General features: G+C 73.9%; 19 protein-coding genes. 11 read left to right on the forward strand and 8 right to left on the reverse strand.

Annotated elements, in window-relative coordinates; genetic code table 11:
• Positions 1-10: 10 nt before the first annotated feature.
• The 3 genes from ABD879_RS07635 (at position 11) to ABD879_RS07645 (ending at position 4,938) form a co-directional block, all read left to right on the forward strand.
• A complete protein-coding gene (locus tag ABD879_RS07635; RefSeq protein ID WP_345018837.1) occupies positions 11-3,439 on the forward strand; it encodes an ATP-dependent helicase in 3,429 nt (1,142 codons plus the stop codon).
• A gap of 225 nt (positions 3,440-3,664) precedes the next feature.
• The gene (locus ABD879_RS07640; RefSeq protein WP_345018838.1) at positions 3,665-4,444 is read left to right on the forward strand and encodes a class I SAM-dependent methyltransferase; all 780 of its coding nucleotides are present in this window, start codon (positions 3,665-3,667) and stop codon (positions 4,442-4,444) included.
• A 125-nt stretch (positions 4,445-4,569) separates the two neighbouring features.
• Positions 4,570-4,938, forward strand: a complete 369-nt coding sequence (locus ABD879_RS07645; RefSeq protein ID WP_345018839.1) for a hypothetical protein — start codon at positions 4,570-4,572, stop codon at positions 4,936-4,938.
• An 11-nt stretch (positions 4,939-4,949) separates the two neighbouring features.
• Here the strand turns inward: ABD879_RS07645 and ABD879_RS07650 are convergent, their stop codons facing one another.
• From ABD879_RS07650 to ABD879_RS07670, 5 genes are all read right to left on the reverse strand, one after another.
• Positions 4,950-6,596 carry an AMP-binding protein gene (locus tag ABD879_RS07650; RefSeq protein WP_345018840.1) on the reverse strand — a complete coding sequence of 549 codons (1,647 nt, stop codon included), beginning with the start codon at positions 6,594-6,596 and terminating at the stop codon, positions 4,950-4,952.
• 102 nt (positions 6,597-6,698) lie between these two features.
• Positions 6,699-7,844 (reverse strand): type III PLP-dependent enzyme, encoded by a 1,146-nt coding sequence (locus tag ABD879_RS07655; protein ID WP_345018842.1) that lies wholly within the window; start codon positions 7,842-7,844, stop codon positions 6,699-6,701.
• 29 nt (positions 7,845-7,873) lie between these two features.
• Positions 7,874-9,535, reverse strand: coding sequence for an IucA/IucC family protein (locus tag ABD879_RS07660; protein ID WP_345018844.1), 1,662 nt, complete (start codon positions 9,533-9,535; stop codon positions 7,874-7,876).
• On the reverse strand, positions 9,526-11,103 hold the full coding sequence (locus tag ABD879_RS07665) for an IucA/IucC family protein (protein ID WP_345018846.1): 1,578 nt from the start codon (positions 11,101-11,103) through the stop codon (positions 9,526-9,528). The genes ABD879_RS07660 and ABD879_RS07665 overlap by 10 nt, the downstream gene beginning before the upstream one ends.
• Positions 11,100-12,266, reverse strand: a complete 1,167-nt coding sequence (locus tag ABD879_RS07670; protein WP_345018847.1) for an ATP-grasp domain-containing protein — start codon at positions 12,264-12,266, stop codon at positions 11,100-11,102. The genes ABD879_RS07665 and ABD879_RS07670 overlap by 4 nt, the downstream gene beginning before the upstream one ends.
• Positions 12,267-12,374: 108 nt before the next feature.
• Between ABD879_RS07670 and ABD879_RS07675 the strand changes: the two genes are divergently transcribed.
• Complete coding sequence (locus ABD879_RS07675) at positions 12,375-12,983, forward strand: HD domain-containing protein (RefSeq protein WP_345018848.1); 609 nt, start codon at positions 12,375-12,377, stop codon at positions 12,981-12,983.
• 8 nt (positions 12,984-12,991) lie between these two features.
• On the opposite strand, the gene ABD879_RS07680 is transcribed toward ABD879_RS07675, so the two are convergent.
• On the reverse strand, positions 12,992-13,258 hold the full coding sequence (locus ABD879_RS07680) for a DUF4031 domain-containing protein (RefSeq protein ID WP_345018850.1): 267 nt from the start codon (positions 13,256-13,258) through the stop codon (positions 12,992-12,994).
• A gap of 73 nt (positions 13,259-13,331) precedes the next feature.
• On the opposite strand from ABD879_RS07680, the gene ABD879_RS07685 reads away from it, so the two are divergent.
• Together ABD879_RS07685 and nudC are read left to right on the forward strand one after the other, a co-directional pair.
• Entirely contained in the window at positions 13,332-14,714 is a 1,383-nt protein-coding gene (locus ABD879_RS07685; RefSeq protein ID WP_345018852.1) for a dipeptidase, read from the forward strand.
• 116 nt (positions 14,715-14,830) lie between these two features.
• Positions 14,831-15,688: an NAD(+) diphosphatase gene (gene nudC, locus ABD879_RS07690; protein ID WP_345018912.1), complete on the forward strand. Its 858-nt coding sequence runs from the start codon at positions 14,831-14,833 to the stop codon at positions 15,686-15,688.
• A gap of 21 nt (positions 15,689-15,709) precedes the next feature.
• Here nudC and ABD879_RS07695 read toward each other — a convergent pair whose 3' ends face one another.
• Entirely contained in the window at positions 15,710-15,997 is a 288-nt protein-coding gene (locus ABD879_RS07695; RefSeq protein ID WP_345018854.1) for a mycoredoxin, read from the reverse strand.
• A gap of 165 nt (positions 15,998-16,162) precedes the next feature.
• Here ABD879_RS07695 and ABD879_RS07700 point away from each other — a divergent pair, with 165 nt between their 5' ends.
• The 5 genes from ABD879_RS07700 (at position 16,163) to ABD879_RS07720 (ending at position 20,661) form a co-directional block, all read left to right on the forward strand.
• Positions 16,163-18,316: an ATP-dependent DNA helicase UvrD2 gene (locus ABD879_RS07700; protein WP_345018856.1), complete on the forward strand. Its 2,154-nt coding sequence runs from the start codon at positions 16,163-16,165 to the stop codon at positions 18,314-18,316.
• Complete coding sequence (tesB, locus tag ABD879_RS07705) at positions 18,313-19,176, forward strand: acyl-CoA thioesterase II (protein ID WP_345018858.1); 864 nt, start codon at positions 18,313-18,315, stop codon at positions 19,174-19,176. The genes ABD879_RS07700 and tesB overlap by 4 nt, the downstream gene beginning before the upstream one ends.
• Positions 19,177-19,622: 446 nt before the next feature.
• The gene (locus ABD879_RS07710; protein WP_345018860.1) at positions 19,623-19,973 is read left to right on the forward strand and encodes a hypothetical protein; all 351 of its coding nucleotides are present in this window, start codon (positions 19,623-19,625) and stop codon (positions 19,971-19,973) included.
• 122 nt (positions 19,974-20,095) lie between these two features.
• Positions 20,096-20,374, forward strand: a complete 279-nt coding sequence (locus tag ABD879_RS07715; RefSeq protein WP_285492367.1) for a WhiB family transcriptional regulator — start codon at positions 20,096-20,098, stop codon at positions 20,372-20,374.
• Between the two features lie 116 nt (positions 20,375-20,490).
• Positions 20,491-20,661, forward strand: coding sequence for a hypothetical protein (locus tag ABD879_RS07720; RefSeq protein WP_345018862.1), 171 nt, complete (start codon positions 20,491-20,493; stop codon positions 20,659-20,661).
• Positions 20,662-20,911: 250 nt separating this feature from the next.
• Here the strand turns inward: ABD879_RS07720 and ABD879_RS07725 are convergent, their stop codons facing one another.
• On the reverse strand, positions 20,912-22,285 hold the full coding sequence (locus ABD879_RS07725) for an ABC1 kinase family protein (protein WP_345018864.1): 1,374 nt from the start codon (positions 22,283-22,285) through the stop codon (positions 20,912-20,914).
• Between the last annotated feature and the right edge of the window lie 62 nt (positions 22,286-22,347).

A 22,347-nucleotide genomic window follows, 5' to 3' on the forward strand; every position in this document is an offset into this window, starting at 1 on the left:
GGAGGACTCCTTGATCACACCGGGGGAGCTCGCCCGGCTGCTGGGGATCCCGGAGCCGACCGACGAGCAGGCCCGGGTGATCGAGGCGCCGCTGGCGCCGATGGCGGTGATCGCCGGGGCCGGGTCGGGCAAGAGCGAGACGATGGCGGCCCGGGTGGTGTGGCTGGTCGCCAACGGGTTCGTCCGCCCCGAACGGGTGCTGGGGCTGACCTTCACCCGCAAGGCCGCCGCCGAGCTGGGCGCCCGCGTCCGCAAGCGGCTCGACCGGCTGCGCGAGGCGCTGCCCGCCGCCGAGCTGGACCGCCTCGGCGGCGAGTCGGTGTTCGACGGCGAGCCGATGGTGTCCACCTACCACTCCTACGCCGCCCGCCTGTTCGGCGACCACGCGCTGCGCGAGGCGCTGGAGCCCACCATGCGGCTGATCTCGCCCGCGGTCGCCTGGCAGATCTGCTCGCGCGTCGTCGACGCCTACGACGGCCCCATGGACAGGATCGAATGGTCGCCGGACACCGTCACCCGGGCCGTCATGGAGCTGTCCGGCGACCTGGCCGAGCACCTGCGCGGCCCCGACGACGTCCGCAAGGTCGGCGCCTGGCTGGAGGAGCGGTTCGCCGCGGTGCGCAGACCGCTGAAGGCCCAGCGCGACATCCTCGCCAAGCAGGCCGTCCGCGAGCAGCTCATGCCGCTGGTGGAGGCGTACGCGCGGGCCAAGGCCGACCGCGAGGTCATCGACCACGGCGACCAGATGGCGCTGGCCGCCCGCATCGCCCACCGGCATCCCGAGGTCGGGATGATCGAACGGTCGCGCTTTTCGGTGGTGCTGCTGGACGAGTACCAGGACACCAGCCACGCCCAGCTGGTGCTGCTGCGTTCGCTGTTCGGCGGCGGCCATCCCGTCACGTCCGTGGGCGACCCGTGCCAGTCGATCTACGGGTGGCGGGGCGCGTCCGCCGGCAACCTGCTGCGCTTCGCCCACGACTTCCCGCTGCGGCCCGCGCAGCGGCCCGGCGAGCGGGCGGTGCCCGCGCCGGTCGTGCAGCTCAGCCGCAGCTTCCGCAACGGCGAACGCATCCTCGAGGCGGCGGCGCGGGTCCAGGACGAGCTGCGCGCCGACACCTCGGCGGTGCCGCGCCTGGTGCCCGGCGCGGGGCGGGAGGAGCGCGGCCGCGTCGAGTGCGCGCTGTTCGAGACCGTGGAGGAGGAGGCCGAGCGGATCGCCGCGCGCGTGGCCCGGCTGCTGGCCGGCGACCCGGCCGTCGCGCCCGACGGCGGGGCCTGGGACGGCGCCGCGCCCCTGACGTACTCCGACATCGCGGTGCTGGCGCGCAAACGCTCCCAGTTCCCGCTGATCCGCAGGGCGCTGGAGAGCCGGGGCATCCCGGTCGAGGTCGTGGGGCTGGGGGGCCTGCTGACCGTCCCCGAGGTGCAGGACGTGGTGGCGACGCTGCGGGTCATGCACGACCCGACCGCCGGGGCGTCCCTGGCGCGGCTGCTGACCGGGCCGCGCTGGCGGCTCGGCCCGCGCGACCTGGTCGCGCTCGGACGCCGGGCCCGGGCGCTGGCGCAGGAAGCCGCCCGCGACGTCACCCCGCCCGCCGCCGAGTCCGCCGCCGAATCCCCTGCCGAGTCCGCCGCCGAGGCGGAGGCGGGGGCCGGCACCGGGGCCGCGGCCGCCGCGCCGGAGCCGCCGGACGACCCGCTGCGGCAGCTGGTCAGCGAACTGAACCAGGAGACCGGCGGCCTCGTCGACGCCCTGGACGACCTGGGGCCGCCCGAGCAGTACTCCCCGGAGGGGTACGCGCGGCTGCGGCGCCTGCGCGACGAGCTGCGGGCCCTGCGCCGCCAGGTCGGCCTGCCGCTGCCCGACCTGGTCACCGAGGTCGAACGCGTCCTCGGGCTCGACATCGAGGTCGCCGCCCGCGCCGGCCTCGACCCGGTCACCGCCCGCGCCGACCTGGACGCGTTCATCGACGCCGCCGCCGACTTCGCCGGAGACGCCGAGGACCCCACGCTCGGCGCGTTCCTGGCCTACCTGCAGGCCGCCGAGTCCGAGGAGTTCGGCCTGGAGGCGGGCCGGGTCGGCGAGAGCGACAGCGTCAAGCTGCTCACCGTGCACGCCTCCAAGGGCCTGGAATGGCCGGTGGTGATCGTGCCCGGCCTGTCCTACACGCCGCGCAAGGACGGCGGCCCCGCCAAGGGGTCGGTCTTCCCGTCCCCGCCGCAGAACTCCACCCGCTGGACCGCCAACCCCCGCGTCCTGCCGTTCATGCTGCGCGGCGACCGCGCCGACCTGCCCGACCTGCGCGGCCTGGAGAAGGACGACCTGGCCGACTTCGACCGCGCGTGCGCCGAACGCGACCTGCGCGAGGAGCGGCGGCTCGCCTACGTCGCGGTCACCCGCGCGTCCCACCTGCTGATCGCCACCGGCTACTGGTGGGGGTCGTCGGGCCGGCCCCTCGGCCCGTCCCCGTTCCTGGAGGAGATCCGCGAGGTGTGCATGGCGGGCGCCGGCACGGTCGCCGTCTGGACCCCGCCGCCGCCCGAGGACGCGACCAACCCGCTGCTCGAACGCGGCGAGGAGGCGCCCTGGCCGCTGTCGCCCGCCGAGCGGGCCGCCCGGGGCGACGCGTCCGCACGCGAACGCTACGACGCGATCGTCGCGGGCGCCCGCATGGTCGAGGACGCCATGACCGGCCGCAACCTGCACTGGGCCGGCGACGAGGGGCTCACCCCCGCCGACCGGCTGCGCATGACCGCCTGGGCGCGCGACGTGGAGCTGCTGCTGGCCGAGCGCGACCGCGGCCGCGGCGGCGACGGCCTGCAGGTCGAGCTGCCCGCGCACCTGTCGGTGTCGGCGCTGGTGTCCTTGGCCCGCGACCCCGAGGCCCTGGCCCGGCAGATCCGCCGCCCCATGCCGCGCCCGCCCGCCCCCTACGCGCGCCGCGGCACCGCCTTCCACGCCTGGCTGGAGGGCCGCTGGGGCCAGCAGCGCCTGATCGACCCCGACGAGCTGCCCGGCGCCGCCGACGAGGGCGCGGCCGACGACGCCTTCCTCGACCGGCTGCGGGAGCGGTTCGAGCAGTCGCCCTGGGCCGCCCGCCGGCCCGTGGACATCGAGGTCCCGTTCGAGACCGTGATCGCCGACCGGCTGGTGCGGGGCCGCATGGACGCGGTGTTCCGCACCGACGACGGCGGCTACGAGATCGTCGACTGGAAGACGGGCCGGCCCCCGACGGGCGCGGACGCCGACGCCGCCGCCGTGCAGCTGGCCGCCTACCGCCTGGCCTGGGCCGAGCTGGCGGACGTCCCCGTCGAGAAGGTCAGCGCCGCCTTCCACTACGTCGCCGACAACCTGACCGTCCGCCCGGCCGACCTGCTCGACGCCGCCGGACTGGCCGCCCTGCTGGAGAAGATCCCCGTGGCCGCCAAACCACTGTGAGAAACCCCTGTGATCCAGCCCCTGGTCACGGTGCGTCATTTCAGGGATGATCCGGGCAACGACGTCCAGGACGGGTATGACCTGCCGGACGGGTATGTAGGTATGCACTCACCGTGGCCGCGGCCCCGGCGCCGCATGTCCGGGGACGGGCGGCCGCCCCTGCGGCGGCCGCGCGGCGGCCGGGTGGTGGCTGAGCACGGCGAGGCGACGAGCGGAGGCAGGGGCTTGGCGAAGCGGCACGACGAGACGGTGGTACGGGAGTTCTCCAAGCAGGCGGAGACCTTCGGCGACCCGCGCCTGAACACGGCGTACACGCGCCACCTGGCGCGGCTGGTCGACTACATGGAGCCCGAACTGGACCGGGAGGACGTGGTGCTGGAGGTCGCCGCGGGCACCGGCCTGGTGTCGCGCGCGCTCGCCCACCGGGTCCGGCACGTGACGGCCCTGGACCTCACCCCCGCGATGCTCGAACAGGGCAAGCGCGAGGCCGACCGCGACGGCGTCACCAACGTGACCTTCACCCGCGGCGACGCCGCCGACCTGCCCTACCTGTCCCGCTCGTTCACCCTCGTGGTCTGCCGCTTCGCCCTGCACCAGGTCGCCGACCCCGAGGCCGTGCTGCGCGAGATGGCCCGGGTCAGCCGCCCGGGCGGGGCGCTGTTCATCCAGGACGTCATCCGCCCGGAGGACGTCGCCGCCGACCCGGACCGCATCGAACGGCTGCGCGACCCCTCCCACAACGCCCTGCTCACCCGGGCGCGCGTGACCGAGCTCGTCGAGGCGGCGGGCGCCGAGGTCAAGCGCACCGAGACCTTCGACCACGTCCGGCCGCTCGCGCCCTGGCTGGAGCAGGCCCGCACCCCGGACGACGACGCCGCCCGCATCCGCAAGGAGCTGGAGGCCGAACTGTCCGGCGGTCCCGCCACCGGCATGCGGCCCTGCATGGTCGACGGGGAGCTGTGCTTCACCCACACCAACCTGCTCGTCCACGCCTGCGCGCCGTGAGCGCGCACCCCGCGCGCCCTGCCCGCCGTCGCCGGGCGGGGTGCCCGGGTGTGCGGCGGTATGTCAGGTGATGACTTCGAGCAAACGTTCGACTTGTGTGACGTGCGTGCTCTATGTTGTCGAACATGAGTTCTAGCAGCGCTCCGGCCTCTTCCCCGGCACGGCGTCCGGAGCAGCACGCGGAGCGGCGGCGCTCGCAGCGGCGGCCCGAGCGTGAGCCCGCCGCGCTGGCCATGCGCATCGGCCTGGTCGCCGCCGAGGCCGCCCTGGCGACGTTCGCGCGCCACATCGACCTGGACGACCTCGCCGACGGCGACGTCGACTTCGAGGGCGCCATCGGCCCCGCCGAATGGCCGATCTTCTCCCTGGTCATCGACACCCTGGCCGAGACCCACGCCGGCGACGGCCGCACCCTGGACGAGCGCCGCGCCGACGCCCTCAACGACCTGGCCCGCATCTGCATGGCGGCCAAGTCCCGCGCGGCGACCCCCTGACCGGGAGCCGGTCAGTCCGGGAGGGCGCGCGCCTTCACCTTCCCGCTGCTGGTGCGCGGCAGCTCGTCCACGAAGTGCACGTCACGCGGCACCTTGTAGCGCGCGAGGTTCTCCTTGACGTACCGCTTGACGTCCTCTTCGTCGACCGACGCGCCCGGCTCGCGGACCACGTACGCGGCCAGCCGCTGCCCGAAGTCGGCGTCCTCCACGCCGACGACCGCGGCCTCGGCCACGTCGGGGTGGCGGCCGAGCAGGTCTTCCACCTCCCCGGGGAAGACGTTCTCGCCCCCCGAGACGATCATGTCGTCGGCGCGTCCGTCGACGAACAGCCGTCCCGCCCGGTCGAAATGGCCCAGGTCGCCGCTGCCCGCCAGGTTCCGGTGGACGCGTTTGCCGCCGCCCCCGGTGTACCCGGCGAACCGCAGTCCGCCCCCGGTGTAGATCTCCCCGATCTCTCCGGGAGGCAGTTCCCGCCCGTCCTCGTCCAGGATCTTGACGGTGAGGCGGAAGGTCGGCCTGCCCACCGTGCCCGGTGCCTCGCGCAGGTCCCGCGGGGTCGCGATGGTCGCCCACCCGGTCTCGGTGGCCCCGTACACGTTGTGCAGGACGTCCCCGAAGACGTCCATGAACGCCTCCGACAGGTGCGGGTGCAGCGCCGACCCGCCGGACACCACCACCCGCAGCGAGTCCGGCAGCGGCCGTCCGCGTGAGGCGTCCAGGATCCGCTGCAGCATGACCGGCACCGCGATGAGCGCCTCCACCCGGTAGGCGTCCACGGCGTCAAGCACCCTGTCCGCATCGAAGCGGCGCAGCAGCACCAGCGGCATGCCCATGCCCAGAGCGACCAGCGTGTACGCCATACCGAGGACGTGGAACAGCGGAGGCGCGACCAGGATCGGCGCCCCCGAACGCACCGGAACCCGCATCAGGTGGCTCAACGCCACCGGGACCAGCGCCGCGATCGAGACGTCGTGGCGGGCTCCCTTGGGGGTGCCGGTGGTGCCGGACGTCAGGATGACCACGCGGCTGTGCCGGGGCGGCTTGAACGCGGCGGCCTCCGTTTCCGCCAGCTCCTCCAACGTGGGGAGGGAGCGGCCGCCCGGGTGCTCGGTCCAGGCGTGGACGCGCCGGCCGTCGAAGGAGGACCGCTCGACCACCTCGTCGAACTCCTGGTCGTGCAACAGCAGCCGGACGCCCTCGCGCTCGGTGACCTCCCCCAGCTGCGCCGCGGAGAAGTCGGTGTTGAGCAGGACCACGTCGTTGCCCAGCCGCGACGCCGCCAGCAGCGAGATGACGAACCCGCGATGGTTGCGGCACAGCACCCCGATGCGGGCCTCTGGGGACGCCCCGCCCTGTCGGCCGGAAGGCGCGGCGGCGTCGAGGAGGCGCCGGTGCAGGGCGGTGGCCACTGCGGCCGCCCGCCGTTCCAGCTCCGCGTACGTCAGGGTGCCGTGGTCGTCGTGCAGCGCGGGCCGGGTGGGGAACCGCAGCGCCGCCGTCGCCCCCACGGTCGCGGGCGTCGGGCCGAACCGCGCACCCGCGAACACCAGCCGCACCGCCCGGTCCGGCCGGACCGGATGCAGCACGCCCGCGTCCCGGACCGCGCGCGCGGCCCGCGCCGCCAGACCCGCCGCCGTCCGCACCCGGTCGAGCACCACAGCCGTTCCCCTCCTGGCCGACCCGTCAACCGGTCAATGACATACCCATCCGTGCGCGAACATGTTGCGGCGGGTCGGGCCGTCCCGAGGCCGGGCAGCGCGTCAATGGTCGAGGTAGTGGAACTCCGGTTTCGGGTGCATGAGGAAGTCGTGGTGCGAGATGTTCCAGGCGTAGGCGCCCGCCATGGCGAACGCCACCACGTCCCCCGGCTGCAGCGACGGGACGGGGACGTCGCGTGCGAACACGTCCTTGGGCGTGCACAGCTGGCCCACCAGCGTCGCTCGCTGCGTCGGCTCCTGGGCGCCCCCCGACGGCAGGGGGACGAACGGCTGGTCGTGGCCCTTGGTGACGGGTGTGCGCAGGTGATGCGTGCCGCCGCGCAGCACGACATAGGTGTGGCCGTGCGTGGTCTTCACGTCCAGCACGTCGGTGACGTACCAGCCGTGGTAGGCGGTGACGGCGCGGCCCGGTTCGATGCGCAGGCGGACGCCGGGGGGAGCAAGGGCGGCGAGCCCCGCCGCGTAGTCCTTCCAGTCGAAGAGCCGGTCGGGGGCGGTGTAGTCCACCCCCATGCCGCCGCCCAGGTTCACCTCGGGGTCGGTGATGCCGCAGACGTCGCGCAGCCAGGGGACGGCCCAGCCCAGGATGCGGGAGGCCAGGCCGAGCATGGCGGGGGCGTCCAGGCCGGAGGCCAGGTGCGCGTGGACGCCGCGCAGGCGCAGCCGGGGATGTCCGGTGAGAAGCTCGGCGCACGTCTCCAGGGCGTCCTCGTCCATGCCGAAGGGGCCGCTCATCGACAGGGCGGCGCCGGATGTCGCGACCGGCAGGTTGGCGCGCAGCAGAATCTCGGCCGGGCGGTCCAGGGACGCCAGGCGGCGCAGCTCGTGGGGGCTTTCGACGTGCAGGCGGTGGACGCCCAGGTCGAGGGCCAGGCGCAGCTCCTCGTCGGTCTTGCCCGGGCCGCCGAAGGCCAGCCGCGCGTCCGGCAGGACCTGCCGCACGTGGACCAGCTCGCCGCCCGAGGAGACCTCGACGCCGTCCACGAACGGCGCCAGAACGCGCAGGAGCGGCGCGTCGGGGTTGGCCTTGGCCGCGTAGTAGAGCTCCGGGCCGTCGGCCGCCTGCGGCGATTTCAGCGCGCTGCAGACGGCTTCGGCGTGCGAGCGCAGGCCGGGCAGGTCGTACACGTAGGCGGGGAACCGTTCGAGGCCGCGGACGTACGACAGCACGTGCGAGGGCATGTTCATGCGATGTGCCTTCCGTGTGGGCGTCCGGCTCACGTACAGGGTGCCTGGGTGGCCAGGGGGTTGGGGGCCGTCACGTAGCCGGCGCCGCGGTCGGCGGTGCGGGCCCAGCGCGCCCGCAGGTTCGCCTTGGCCGGGAGCGGCACGCCCGCGAGCAGCGCCTTCAGCTCGGGGCGGCGTGCGCCTTCGGCGGCGGACAGCAGGCCGCGCGCGGCCGTCCACAGCTGCGGGTCGAGTTCGGGGTGCAGGTCGGCGACGGCCGCGGCGATCTCGGCGAGGTGGTTGACGAGCAGGCAGTACACGACGCGGTTCCAGCCGCGCTCGGCGTCGTAGGCGACGGACTGGCGGATGCGCGCCGGAAGGTCCGCCAGTCCGTCGAGCAGGCCGTGGCCGGGGACGAGCTTGGTGCCCTCCAGGTCGCGGAAGACCGCGCGGACGGGCATGCCCTCGTCGTCGACCGCGATGAGGACGTTCTGCAGGTGCGGTTCCAGGACGACGCCGTGGTCCAGGTAGGCGTGCAGGACCGGGAGCGCGACCCGCTTCACGTACGCCCGCCACCAGGTGAGGGCGTCGTCCGGGGAGGCCATCGCGGGGAGCTGCGCCAGAAGCGTCCCGTAGGGGTCCGCCAGGGCGGCCGCCAGGAGCGGCGTGCCGGGCAGGCCGCCGATGCCCTGCCGCAGGATGACGCCCAGCCCCTCGTACAGGCGGCGGTCGGCGAGCGTCACGGTGCGGTAGGCGGGTTCGGCGAGCAGGACGCAGGAGTCGAACCGGGCGCCCAGCGCGGCGAAGACGGGGCGCAGCACGCGGTTGAGGACGGTCGCGCCGGTCAGCTCGTACCAGGCGTTCTTGCGGACGCAGTTGGTGATGCGCACGTCCAGGCTGAACTTGCAGAACAGGTCGGCGGCCGGGACGTACACGGTGCGGACGGAGGACGTCGGCACCACCTCCGGGTCGGAGGGGCCGAGGTCGCGGACGAGGTCCTCGCGCAGGGCCCGCCGCAGCGCGGGACGGTCGGCGAGCAGGGACAGCTGCCAGGGGTGCGCGGGCAGCGCCCGGTAGCCGGGGGGAACGGCGGGGCCCAGGGCCTCCAGGGCGTCGAACGCGTTGGGTTCTCCCTCTTCCGCCAGGCACTCCTCCCGGACCGCCAACCAGTGGGGCTGGAAGCGGGCGCGGGCCTCGGGGGCGTAGGGCAGCCACTGCTCCGGGGCGCCCTGGCGTGCTTTAGGGGAGGGGTGGAAGCGGTGCCCGGCGACGAGGGACTGCTCCGACTCCACGTAGCGGCGGACGGCCTCGGACGGCAGCTCGGCGGTGCAGGAGCCGCCCCGGGCCTTGAGGATGGCGGTCAGGGCGGTGTGGCTGTTGGCGACCTGGCCGGTGAACTCGGGGTTGGCCTGGCCGGTGGCGAGTTCCAGTTCTCCGGCGACGAGGTTGCTGAGCCGGTCCCAGGACGCCGCGATCCAGTCGTCGCCGCGCCGCTCCTCGTACGGGGGGACGAGCCGGTACGAGGGGCCGACCGGGGGGCGTGCCAGGTGTGCGCGCAGCACGACCCCGACCCGCGGCAGGCGGACGATGAGGTGCTCGCCGTCCGGCCATATCTGCTGCTCGGGCGCGCAGACCTCCCGCACCAGGCAGTTGAGCAGTGCGGTGGCCGTGGCGTCGTCGGCGGTGAGCTTCGTCGTTCGTGTCAGGAGCACGGTTCGTCGTCCCGGAGGTAGTTGGGCCCGGGCGGGCCGTAGTGCTTGTTGATGTCGGCGGCACCCGTGCGGGCCTTGTCCACGAGCGTTCCCGCGGTGACCATCGCCTTGGTGGGCAGCCGGTCGGCGTCGAGCGTGCGGGAGCGCAGGAACGCGTCGTCCGGGCCCAGAGCGGCGTCCAGCCGGTCCCGGATCATCGCCAGGCCCGTCCGCAGCGGCAGCAGCCCCCGTTCGGCCAGCCCGAAGGCGGGGGCGGCGGCGCACAGGTGCAGGGTGATCGTGACGAAGACGCGGGCGAGGGCTTCGGGGTCGCGCGTGGTCATGCGCGGGTCTTCGAACCCGGTGGCCGCGTCGGCGGCGGCGGGGCCGAGGGCGCCCGCCAGCCGGTCGGGGTCGACCAGGGCCCCGTCGTTGTCCTTGAGCAGCAGCGACGGTGGTCCGTCGCCGTCGATGACCAAGGACACGTTCTGTTGGTGCGCCTCAAGGGCGATGCCGTAGCGGAAGAGGGTGACGTTCCAGCGCAGCAGCACGTCCAGGTAGGCGCCGAACAGGGCCGGGACGTCCCAGCGTTCGATGACGTGCCCGCCGTCGGGTGTCCTGGCCAGCAGGGCCGCCACGGGCACCACGTGCGCGTTCGCCGCGGCCTCGGGGAGACGGCGGACAAGGTAGGCGAGCATGGGGGAGCCGGCGTGGCCGAACGTCTGCTCGTCGGCCAGCAGCACCGGCAGGTCGGGTTCGCGGTCGAGCACCCGGCGAAGCAGGCGTTCGGCCAGTGCCCCGTCCGGCAGCGTGCGGGGGACGATGGTGCGCCGGTTGCGCAGGCCGAGCGTGCTCGTCGGCAGCGGCATCTTCACGTGGGTGAGCGGGTCGACGGCGACCGTGCGCATCGAGAGCGTGGGGGCGGCCTCTATCCGAGGGTGGGGTGCGATGGTCACGTCCTTGTGCTCGGACAGGTGCCCCACCGAGAGAGGGTGCACCGGGAACAGGACGCTGTCTGCGTGGGCACCCACCTCGTCCGGGGTCGGCCACCACGGGGGGAGGGCGCCGGTGGTCGTGGCGAGGCCCCGGGGGACCGCGGCCCAGCGCAGGGGGAAGGACGGGGCGAACTCGGGGGCGTAACGGCGCTGGTCGGCTTCGGTCAGGCCCGTCCGGGCCAGGCCGGTCGGGTAGACGGGGTGGTCGTTGTAGGCCGCGAGCGTGTCGTAGTACGTGCCGGGGCCCAGGCGGTGCCCGTCGGGTACACGTGACAGCCGGGCCATGACCTCGGGGCGTGCGTGCTCGTGCAGGCGCAGGGTGGCGAGTGCTGCGCGGCACTCGCGTTCGAAGGCCGGGATGTCGTCGCGCGGGTCCGCCACGTGGCGGGCGATGCGCAGAACGTCGTCCAGCGTCAGGGGCTGCCCCGGTTCCACCGCCAGGTCGCAGAGGAAGCGGTCGCGGCGCAGCCTGACGGCCGGTGCGCCCGGCACCGCCAGGAACCGCCGCCCGCTGTCGATGAAACGGCGCAGATTGCCGTAGTCCTCGCGCAGCAGGGTGTCCAGGACGCGCGTGGCGAGTGCGTGCTCGGTCACGTGACCGTCCACGTGTGGGCGGCGCGGAAGCGGGCTATGGCGGCTTCGACGTCGTCCCGGGCCGGTCCGATGGCCCGGATGGTGCCGAGGTAGTCGCGGTTGGTGCGGGTCAGCTCGAACGTCTCGCCCACGGTGCGCTGCGGCAGGTACGACAGGCGCACCGCGCCGTCGGTCAGTTCGACGGCGCCGGGGGCGGCCGTGAGCGTGCCGCCGCGGTCGGCGATGACGACGTCCGCCACGGCGTGCCCGTCGGCGGCCGCCGGGGTGGCCGGCAGCGGTTCGCCCAGGTGCACCCGCAGGATCAGCTCGTGCAGGGGGACGCCCAGCAGGTCCGCCAGCAGGAAGTCGCAGTGGTCGCCGATGAGCCGGTAGTTCACCTCGATCAGGCGCGCCCGGCCCTCGTGCACGACGAACTCGGTGTGGCAGACCCCGAAGCCCACGCCCAGGGCCTGCAGCTGCGCGAGAACCTGGTCGGTCTCAGGGGGCGGCGGCGCCCACTCCAGGCGTTCCTCGATGAAGTGCGGGGGAGGGGACAGCCGTGTGCGGAACGAGCCCAGCACCCGCAGTTCGCGGCCGTCGCCGAGCGTCTCCAGGGTGTGCAGCGCCCCCGGCAGGAACTCCTCGGCCACCAGGGGGTCGGACCGGCGTGCCCGTATCTGCGCGCGCCGCGCCGCAAGCTCGTCGGGGCCGTCCACCAGGTAGACGTCCTCGCTGGCCACGCCTTCACGCGGCTTGAGGACGAGCGGATAGGGGGCGTCCGGGGGGACGTGGTCGGCGTCGGCGGAGAAGACCGGGTCCAGCTCGGCCAGGTGGTGGCGCATGAGCGCCTTGTTCTTGGCGCGGGTCGCGGCGCGCCAGTCCTTGCCGGGGAGCCCGAAGTAGGCCGCGGCCAGGGCGGTGGGGGCCTGCAGGAAGTCGCTGTTGGAGAAGACCGCGCGAGGCGCGCCGTCCAGGGCGGCGATGCACGCGACGATGTGCCGGTAGTCGGCGACGTCACACTCCACGACCCGGCCCGGGTACACGTCGGCGTGCTCGGCGGGCCGGTCGGTGAGCAGCACGACATCCAGGTCGTGCGCCTTCGCCAAGCGCAGGGCCGCGGGCAGGAACCCGTGGGTGACCGAGTCGGTGGTCTTGCCGGCGACGATGTAGAGCGAGGCGGCCACGGCGCCCCTTCCGTAAGTGAGGTAAGCCTTGCCTAACTCCTTGATCACCATAGCGGCGGGGCCCTACCCCGCGTGCGAGAAACGCCGTCGCGGCCCCAAGATGGGCGCATGGATCTCCTGGACCGGTGGACCGCTCTGGCCGGGCCGCAGACCCGCGTGGTCGGGGAACAGCTGGCCGCCCGCTATGCGGAGAAGCACCGCCGCTACCACACCGGCGACCACCTCACCGCCGTTCTCGACCTGGTCGACGAGCTGGCGCCCTACGCGGCCGACCCCGACCTGGTACGGCTCGCGGCGTGGTTCCACGACGCCGTCTACGACCCCGCCCGCGCCGACAACGAGAAGCGCAGCGCGCGCCTGGCCCGCCGCATGCTCGCCGACACCGACCTGGCGCCGGACGCCATCGCCGAGGTGGCCCGCCTCGTCGAGCTGACCGAGTCGCACGCCCCCGGCGAGGACGACCGCAACGGCCAGGTCCTGTGCGACGCGGACCTGGCCGTGCTGGGCTCCGATTCCGAACGCTATGCCGCCTACACCGCCGCCGTCCGCGAGGAGTACTCCTTCGTCCCCGAGGAGCTGTTCAGGGCGGGCCGGGCCGCGGTGCTACGGAACCTGCTCGACCTGCCCGCGCTGTTCCACACGCCGGTGGCGCGCGAACGGTTCGAGGAGCGTGCCCGGCACAACATCAGGACGGAGCTGGCGCTGCTGGACGGCTGAGGCGGCCCTCACGACGCGCGGGCGGTCTTGCGGCGGCGCAGCCCCGCGCGGGTGAGGCGCAGCACCAGTTCCTGGCAGCCCACGGGGCTGGCCCCCAGGGCGATCGCGGCCTCGTACAGTTCGGACGGGACGTCGTAGTGGTCGCGTTCGAACGCCCTGGGCGGCAGGCCCAGTTCCGCAGCGAACGTGTGCAGCTCCTCGAAGGACACGTCGCTGACCATGTGGGACCACACCCGGCCCCGGGCGGGCCACAACGGCGGGTCGATGAGGATCAAGTCACCTCCACGGTGCACCGGCGGCGGATCCCCTACAGTGCCAGACGGAACGACGTGCAAGGGGGCATGGTCCATGGACGTAGCCGGGTACATCCAGGCCAACAAGGCCGGATTCTTCGCCGACCTCAAGGAGTGGCTGGCGATCCCCTCCATCTCGGGGCACCCGGGCCACACGGAAGACGTCCGGCGCTCGGCGCAGTGGCTCGCGACGTACCTGCGCACCATGGGGTTCCCCACCGTGGAGGTGTGGGAGACCAAAGGCCTGCCCGCGGTGTTCGCGGAATGGCCCGCGGACGATCCGGACGCTCCCGCCGTCGTCGTCTACGGGCACCACGACGTCCAGCCGGTCGAGCCCCTGGACGAGTGGGACACCGACCCGTTCACCCCCGTCGAAGACGGCGACCGGCTCATCGGACGAGGCGCCTCCGACGACAAGGGGCAGGTGTTCTTCCACACCCTGGGCCTGCGCGCGCTGATGGCCGCCGCGGGCACCGCGGCCCCGCCCGTGACGATCAAGCTGCTGGTGGAGGGGGAGGAGGAGTCGGGCTCGGTCCACTTCGCCGAACTGCTGCGCGAGCACCGCGACCGGCTCGCCTGCGACGCCATCGTCATCAGCGACACCACCATGTGGTCGGCCGACGTCCCGTCCATCTGCACGGGCATGCGCGGGCTCACCGAGGTGGAGCTGTCGCTGTACGGGCCGGACACCGACCTGCACTCCGGGTCGTTCGGCGGCGCCGTGCCCAACCCCCTGCACGCGCTGGCGGACCTTCTGGCGGCCCTGCACGACGCCGACGGGCGCGTCACCCTGCCGGGGTTCTACGACGACGTCCTGCCCGTCACCGACGAGGAACGCGAGCTGTTCGCCCGGCTGCCGTTCGACGAGGCCGCCTGGCTGCGCACCGCCGGGAACAGCCGCGCCGCCCACGGGGAGAAGGGCTACACCACCCTGGAGCGCGTCTGGGCGCGTCCGACGGCCGAGGTCAACGGCATGTGGGGCGGGCACACCGGGCCCGGCGGCAAGACCATCGTGCCGCGCGAGGCGCACGCCAAGATCTCGTTCCGCCTGGTCGCGCACCAGGAGCCGCACAAGATCCAGGAGGCGTTCCGCGCGTGGGTGGCCGAGCGCACACCGCCCGGCATCAGGGCCGAGGTCACGGTCCCCGGCGGCGGGGTGCGGCCCTGCTTCTCACCGATCGACTCCCCCGGAGTGCGGGCGGCGCAGCGCGCCATGGAACGGGCCTTCGGCAAGCCGGTCCTGTTCACCCGGGAGGGCGGCAGCGGCCCCGAGGCGGACCTGGCCGACATCCTGGGGGCGCCGTTGATTTTCCTGGCCGTCGGCCTGGATGAGGACCGCATCCACGCCCCCAATGAGAAAGTGGAGATGCCGCTGCTGCTCAAGGGGGCGGAGGCGGCCGCCTACCTGTGGGAAGAGCTGGCCACCGCCCTGCGTTAGCGCTGCCATCGGGGCCCCGGGCCCCCGCCGATCCGCCTGCTGGAAGGACGCACTCGTTGCCGGAGCCGTACGAAACCCTGGAGTGGCTCGCGCTGGCGCGCGGCGACGTCGACCGCATGGCCGAACGCCGCCGCGACGACGCCTGGCTGCGGGAGGCGTGGGCCGACCCGGGGACGCGCGTCCTCGTCGTGGAACGTGGCAAAACGCTCGTACATGACGACGGGGACCCCCGGCTGCTGCTGTTCACCCCGGAGACGGCGCCCGAAGGGGACCGCTACCTGCTGGGGGTCGATGACGACGGCGTCGCCTACTTCGCCGTGGCCGCGCCCCTGCCCGTCGTGGAGGGCACCCGGCCGGCGGGCCTGCGGCGCGTGGGGGCCGTGCTCGAAGACCGCGACTCCGGGCTGCTCACCCACGCCGTCGCGCTGGAGCACTGGCACGCCACGCACCGGTACTGCCCCGGGTGCGGCGGCCCCACCGAACTGGCCGCCGCCGGACACGTGCGCGTGTGCCCCGCCGACGGCAGCGAGCACTTCCCCAGGGTGGACCCCGCCGTCATCATGCTGGTGCGGGACGAGCGGGACCGCGTGCTGCTGGCCCGCGCCCCCGAGTGGCCGGAGGACCGCCGCTCGATCCTCGCCGGGTTCGTCGAACCCGGCGAGTCGCTGGAGCAGGCCGTGGCCCGGGAGGTGCGCGAGGAGGTCGGCCTGCCCGTCTGGGACGTGCGCTACCTGGGCAGCCAGCCGTGGCCGCTGCCGCGCAGCCTCATGCTCGGGTTCTTCGCGCGCACGGACGGGGGCCACCCGCTGCGCCCCGACCCGGAGGAGATCGTGGACGCCGCCTGGTACACGCGCGACGAGCTGCGGGCGGCGATCGAGGCGGGCGAGGTGGTGCCGCCCGGCCCGCTGTCCATCGCCGCGCAGCTCATCATGCGCTGGTACGGCGGGCCGCTGCCCAAGATGCCGCAGTTCTGAGTGCCGCCCGGGGGCGGGCGCTCACTGGCCGTTCAGCTCGGCCAGGTGGCGCTTGACCTCCTTGGCGCTGGGGTTGGTCAGCACGACGCTGTCGCCGATGGTCACGGTCGGAACGGTCCGGTTGCCGCCGTTGACGCTCATCACGAACTCGGCGGCCGCCGGGTCGCGCTCGATGTCGATCTCGATCATCTCGATGCCGTCCCGGGCGAGCTGGCTCTTCAGCCGCCGGCAGAAGCCGCACCACGACGTGGTGTACATGGTGAGCTGCCCGGTGGACCGGGGGGTCTGGTCGGCGGTCGGGGTGGCCATCGGTGCTTCCGTCTCCTTCGGTCGGCTTGTCCGGCTCGTCCGGACGCGCTGACCGCGCCGGACGCCGTTACTGCGAACACCGAGCTACGGCGCCGCATTCCGGAGGTTATCCACAGGTCGCGCGGACGGGCCATCCGGTCCGCCGCGGCTGCCACGATGGGAGGCATGTTGGCAGACGGGGTTCTGGAAGGGCTCGATCCGGAGCAGCGCGCCGTGGCCGAGGCGGTGCGCGGCCCGGTGTGCGTGCTGGCGGGCGCGGGCACCGGCAAGACCAGGGCGATCACCCATCGGATCGCCTACGCCGTGCTCACCGGCGTGGTGACGCCGCAGCGGGTGCTGGCGGTGACGTTCACCAACCGCGCCGCCGGCGAGCTGCGCTCGCGGCTGCGCCGGCTCGGCGCGCCGGGCGTGCAGGCCCGCACCTTCCACGCCGCGGCGCTGCGCCAGCTGGTCTACTTCTGGCCGCGGGTGATCGGCGGCGAACCACCCAAGATCATCGAGTCCAAGGCCGCGCTGGTGGCGGACGCGGCGCGCGCCCTGCGGCTGTCCTACGGCCGCACCGAGCTGCGCGACCTGGCCGGCGAGATCGAGTGGGCCAAGGTGACCCAGACCCGCCCCGAGGACTACACCGCCGCGGTGGCCGCCGCCGCGCGCCGCCCCCCCGCCGACGCGGCCGACATCGCCCGCCTCTACGACATGTACGAGACGCTGCGCCGCGAACGCAACCTGCTCGACTTCGAGGGCATGCTGGAGCTGACCGTCGCGGTGCTCACCGAGCATCCCGAGGTGGCCCGGCAGGTCCGCGACCAGTACCGGTACTTCGTGGTCGACGAGTTCCAGGACGTCAACCCGCTGCAGATGCTGCTGCTGGAGGCGTGGCTGGGCGACCGCGACGATTTGTGCGTGGTCGGCGACCCCAACCAGACGATCTACTCGTTCACCGGCGCCACCCCCTCCTACCTGCTCGACTTCACCAAGCGCTTCCCGAACGCCAAGGTCGTCGAGCTGGTGCGCGACTACCGGTCCACGCCCCAGGTGGTGCGGCTGGCCAACGGCGTCATCGGCCAGGCGGCCGGCGAGGCGGCCCGGCGGCACCGGCTGGAGCTGGTGGCGCAGCGCCCCGACGGGCCCGACCCGGTCTTCGTGTCCTACGACGACGAGGTCGCCGAGGCCGACGACGTGGCCCGCCGCGCCCGCAAGCTCATCGACGAGGGCGTGCCCGCCCGCGAGATCGCCGTCCTGTACCGGGTGAACGCCCAGTCGGAGACCTACGAGGCCGCGTTCGCCGCGGCGGGCGTGCCGTACGTGCTGCGCGGCGCCGAGCGGTTCTTCGAACGGCCCGTGGTCCGCGAGGCGGTGGTGCGGCTGCGCGGCGCGGCCCGGGCCGGGGCCGACGCCGAGACCGACGGCATGGGCCTGGTCGAGACGGTCCGGCACGTGCTGACCGGCGCGGGCTTCACCGAACGGCCGCCCGAGGGCACCGGCGCGGTCCGCGAGCGGTGGGAGTCGCTGGCCGCGCTGGCCCAGCTCGCCGAGGACATGGCGGCCGCCGACCCGTCCGCCGGGCTGCCCCAGTTCGTGGCCGAGCTGGAGGAGCGCGCCGCGGCCCAGCACGCCCCCGCGCTGGAGGGCGTCACGCTGGCCTCCCTGCACGCCGCCAAGGGCCTGGAGTGGGACGCGGTGTTCCTGGTCGGCCTGGTCGAGGGCACGCTGCCGATCGTCTACGCCGAGACCCCCGAGCAGATCGAGGAGGAGCGCCGCCTGCTGTACGTGGGGGTGACCCGCGCCCGCGAGCACCTCACCCTGTCCTGGGGGCTGGCGCGTTCCCCCGGCGGCGGCCGGCGCCGCCGCCCGTCCCGCTTCCTGGACGGCCTGACGCCCGGCACCCAGACGCCCACCCCGGCGCGCGCCGACCGCTCCAAACGGCGCGGCGGCCGGGGCCCGCAGCCGTGCCGGGTGTGCGGCCGCCCGCTGACCGCCGCGATCGAACGCAAGCTCGGCCGCTGCGAGGACTGCCCCGCCCAGATCAACGAGGAGCTGCTGCTCGCCCTGCGCGAGTGGCGCGCCCGCACCGCCGGCGAGCAGCGGGTCCCGCCGTACGTGGTGTTCACCGACGCCACCCTGCAGGCCATCGCCGAGCACGACCCCGAGTCCCTGGAGGACCTCGCCCGCATCCCCGGCGTCGGCCGGGTGAAGCTCCAGCGCTACGGAAACGACGTGCTGGCCCTCTGCCAGGGCGCCCCGCCGCCGGGGGCGATCCGGACGGTGCGGGGTGAGATCCCTGCCACACCGGGGGGTTTGGGAGACTATCGGCCGTGAAGGAGTCCCTGAAGGAGCTGCTCGATCTGCTGGACCTGGAGCAGATCGAGAACGACATCTTCCGCGGCCGCAGCCCCGAGGCGCGCCAGCAGCGGGTGTTCGGCGGGCAGGTCGCGGGCCAGGCGCTGGTCGCGGCGGGGCGGACCGTCCCGGTCAACCGGCCGGTGCACTCGCTGCACGCCTACTTCATCCGGCCCGGCGACCCGCTGGTGCCGATCGTCTACACCGTGGACCGGGTCCGGGACGGGCGGTCCTTCACCACCCGCAGGGTGCTGGCCATCCAGCACGGCAAGGCGATCTTCAGCCTGTCGGCGTCGTTCCAGATCGTCGAGGACGGCCCGACCCACCAGGCGGCCATGCCCGAGGCGCCCGACCCGGAGACGCTGCCGAACGCGCTGGACCGGCTCACCCCGATCTTCGGCGAGCGGGCCGCCGCCGAGTTCGTCGGCCGGCGCCCGTTCGACGTCCGGCACGCCACCCCGCTCACCTGGGAGGCCGCCAAGGACCCGGCGCTGGCCACCCCCGAGTCCAAGGTGTGGCTGCGGGTCGACGGCGAGCTGCCCGACGACCCGATGCTGCACGTGTGCCTGATGACCTACGCCTCGGACATGACGCTGCTGGACACCGTCCTGCTCAACCACGGCCTGGCCTGGGGCGACAAGCGCACGATGGGCGCCAGCCTGGACCACGCCATGTGGTTCCACCGCCCGTTCCGGGCCGACGACTGGCTGCTGTACTACCAGGACACCCCGTTCGCCGGCGGCGCCCGCGGCCTGGCCCGCGGGCAGGTCTTCACCCGCTCCGGGGAACTGGTCGTGTCGGTGATGCAGGAGGGGCTGATCCGGGTCGGCGACTCCTGACGAGCCGGCCTCTGCCGTCGTCCTCAGACGCGCGGACGGGCACCGCGCGGTGTACCCGATCATCTGCCGGGCACGGACGGCCGCGCTGCGCGGACACCGTCCCCCCTTCCCATCGGCACCCGGCGGGAAGGCCGGCACGCACCCCGGCCCGGAGGGCGGCGGCCGAAGCTCCGCGGCCGCGAGCGGCCGGTGGTTTTCGGGTGAAGGGCGCCGGGTATCCCGGTTCCGGCCAGTGCGGTGCCTTCGGCATCCCCTTAGACGATCGCCGCGCCGCACCGGTTCTGTCCGCAACGGGTGAATTCACCCACAAAACCGCAGGTCAAAAATACCTTGATTGGTTCGAGCGAGTACCCGTACGCTCGAACGCGAGCATTCAGACGGCCCTGCCGACCGGATCGTGTTCCGGGTCGGGGCCCCGAGGAGCCAGAGAGGTGGTGTGCAGTCCGGTGATCTCGACGACCTTCCGCAACGCGAAGCCGGCCACCCGGACCATGCCGCGTCCTGGCGCCCTGCCGGCGTATTCCGGCGTGTTCGCCGGCGCCGCCTCGGGCTCCCTGCCCGGCGGCGAGGCGGCTCTGGTCAATGGCGGAGCGTGGTCCCTGCGACTGCGCGCATCCGCCGATCAGCGCGATCTGTGCCGCGTGCAGCGCGTCCGGAACAAGCAGGGGTGGAGTGTCTTTGAACGGCTTCTCGAAGGCGACGACCTCATGGTTCCGGCCCCGTCCCACGTGGGCGCCTCCTTCATCGCCATGAAGGGTGGCGTGTCGGGTCCGCATCCCTGGAGGCGACCGGTCTAGCAGCACCGGAGAGCCCCCAGGGCCGCGGATCCGCACACCGGATCCGCGGCCCTTCTCTTTTGCCCAGACAACCCACCGACACGACCGTTGAGATCCAACGAGAGGAAGCAAGGGTGACCGTGATGCAGGGGGCGCTCGCGATGAGCGAGGAGGACCTCACGCTTCCGTGCCGGACCGACCCGGAGCTGTTCTTCGCCGAGGACCCCGCCGACGTCGAGCTGGCCAAGTCGCTCTGCCTGGAGTGCCCGCTCCGCAAGGCGTGCCTGGCCGGAGCCCTGGAGCGCAAGGAGCCCTGGGGCGTGTGGGGCGGCGAGCTGTTCGTCCGCGGTGTCGTCGTGCCGCGCAAGCGGCCGCGGGGGCGTCCGCGCAAGAACCCGCTGCCGGACGGAGCCGGGGTGTGACACCCGGGGCGGCCCGCACCGGGCCGCCGAAGACCGCAATGCCGACACTCAGCCGCGTAGGCCGGGGAGTGCGGCTCCCACCAGGGGGCCGCACCCCCGGCCACCAGGGGGACATCATGACCATGGACGTCCGGGACCGGGCACCCGCGCCCGCGGTGCGGGGCCGGACCCTCACCCTCGACGAGGCGGCGCGCCGCCGGGCCGCCGCCCGCGAGCTGGCCGTGCGCCGCGCCCGCCGCGACGACCGCGTCCGGCCGGCCCGGGTCCGCCGGGCCCTGCTCGGCTGACCGCGCGCCGGAGTCCGCGGCCCACGGGGGCGGCCGTGGACGGACGGCACGCGCCAGGCGTTACCGGAGCCCGCCGGTCGCAGGCGCCCGACGAGCCCGTTCTTCGGGATGGTTTGACGGGCGGGGCGCCTCCCGGCGGGCGGGGAGAGCGCCCGGCGGTCCTACGCCTCCGCCGGGCGCTGCGAGAAGCGGGGCCCCGCGCACCTCGTCAGTGCGCGGGGCCCCGCTCCGTGCTCCGGGAGGCCGGCGGTCAGCCGGCGAGTTCGTCGTCGTCCGGCCGGTCTGCGTCCACCGCGTCCGCAGCGTCGGGCGCCTCGGAGCCGTCGGCGAAGCCGGGGATCCAGCGCAGCGACTCGGCGCGGGCCGGGATCTCGCACTCCAGCTGGCACAGCACACCGGTGCCCGCCGACAGGACGCGGTGCACGATCACGTACTCGGGCGGCAGGTTCAGCTGGCGGACCACATTGGTCGGCCGCAGGTCGGTGACGCGGGCGGCCATGTCGCGCAGCCACTCGCGGGTGAACTTGAACGTGTCGGTGATGAACGGCTCGGTGATCGGCGCCAGGAACGCGTGCAGCGCCTCGGCGTCGATGGTGACGCCCTCGCGGATGAAGTCCTCGCGGCGCAGCGCGTCCTCGATCTCGTCGATCCCGGCCGTGGTGCCGATGCGCAGCAGCCGCCCCAGCCGGTACTGGAACTCCGGTGCGATGCGGTCGACGGCGCCGAAGTCCATCACGCCGAGCCGGCCGTCGTCCAGGATGCGGAAGTTGCCCGGGTGCGGGTCGCCGTGCAGCAGGCCGCTGCGGCGCGGGCCGGACAGCAGGAAACGGCAGTACAGCAGGGCCGCGTGGTCGCGTTCCTCCTGGTCGCCGTCCGTGATGATCTTCGAGAGGGGGACGCCCTCCATCCACTCGGTCACCAGCACGTCGTCGGCCTGCGCGACCACGGCGGGAATGTAGAAGTCGGGGTCGTCGGCGTACGCCTCGTGCACGATGCGCTGCGACTCGGCCTCCAGGGCGTAGTCGAGCTCCTCGGCGACGCGTTCGCGCAGCTCGGCCAGCATCGACTTGACGTCCAGGCCCGGCATCAGCACGGCGAACAGCTTGGCCAGCCGCGACAGCTGGTTGAAGTCGCTGAGCAGCGCCTTGCCCGCCCCCGGATACTGCACCTTGACGGCGACCGCGCGGCCGTCCTCCCACACGCCGCGGTGCACCTGCCCGATGGACGCGGCGGCCGCGGGGGTGTCGTCGAACTCCCGGAAGCGGTCGCGCCAGTCCTCGCCGAGGCCGTCCGCCAGCACCCGGTGGACGGTGGCGGCGGGCAGCGGCGGCGCGGCCTCCTGCAGCCGGGTCAGCGTGGCCCGGTAGGGGCCGGCGATCTCCGGCGGCAGCGCCGCCTCGAAGATCGACAGCATCTGGCCGAGCTTCATCGCCCCGCCCTTGAGCTCGCCGAGCACCTTGAACAGCTGCTCGGCGGTGCGCTGCTGGATCTCGACGGCGACCGCCTCGGCCGGCTTGCCGAAGGTGCGCTTGCCCACCCCGAGCGCGGCGCGTCCGGCGAAGCCGAGGGGCAGGGTCGCGAGTTTTGCGGACCGCGTCACCGCGCGGCGGGGGAGATCGCTCACGGTGACATTGTCGGGGATGGCGGTCGTTCGCGCCACAACGATTGCCGGGACGGGCCGTGGCC

The sequence above is a fragment of the Actinomadura keratinilytica genome, assembly GCF_039539665.1.
GTDB classification, from domain to species: domain Bacteria; phylum Actinomycetota; class Actinomycetes; order Streptosporangiales; family Streptosporangiaceae; genus Spirillospora; species Spirillospora keratinilytica.

What these genes read in the sequence shown, in the direction of transcription:
- ABD879_RS07675 (WP_345018848.1), top strand. Translation starts at nt 12,375, where the DNA reads ATGGATCTCCTGGACCGGTGGACCGCTCTGGCCGGGCCGCAGACCCGC.
- ABD879_RS07700 (WP_345018856.1), top strand. Translation starts at nt 16,163, where the DNA reads ATGTTGGCAGACGGGGTTCTGGAAGGGCTCGATCCGGAGCAGCGCGCC.
- ABD879_RS07645 (WP_345018839.1), top strand. Translation starts at nt 4,570, where the DNA reads ATGAGTTCTAGCAGCGCTCCGGCCTCTTCCCCGGCACGGCGTCCGGAG.
- ABD879_RS07720 (WP_345018862.1), top strand. Translation starts at nt 20,491, where the DNA reads ATGACCATGGACGTCCGGGACCGGGCACCCGCGCCCGCGGTGCGGGGC.
- ABD879_RS07695 (WP_345018854.1), bottom strand. Translation starts at nt 15,997, where the DNA reads ATGGCCACCCCGACCGCCGACCAGACCCCCCGGTCCACCGGGCAGCTC.
- ABD879_RS07655 (WP_345018842.1), bottom strand. Translation starts at nt 7,844, where the DNA reads ATGAACATGCCCTCGCACGTGCTGTCGTACGTCCGCGGCCTCGAACGG.
- ABD879_RS07685 (WP_345018852.1), top strand. Translation starts at nt 13,332, where the DNA reads ATGGACGTAGCCGGGTACATCCAGGCCAACAAGGCCGGATTCTTCGCC.
- nudC (WP_345018912.1), top strand. Translation starts at nt 14,831, where the DNA reads ATGGCCGAACGCCGCCGCGACGACGCCTGGCTGCGGGAGGCGTGGGCC.
- ABD879_RS07715 (WP_285492367.1), top strand. Translation starts at nt 20,096, where the DNA reads ATGCAGGGGGCGCTCGCGATGAGCGAGGAGGACCTCACGCTTCCGTGC.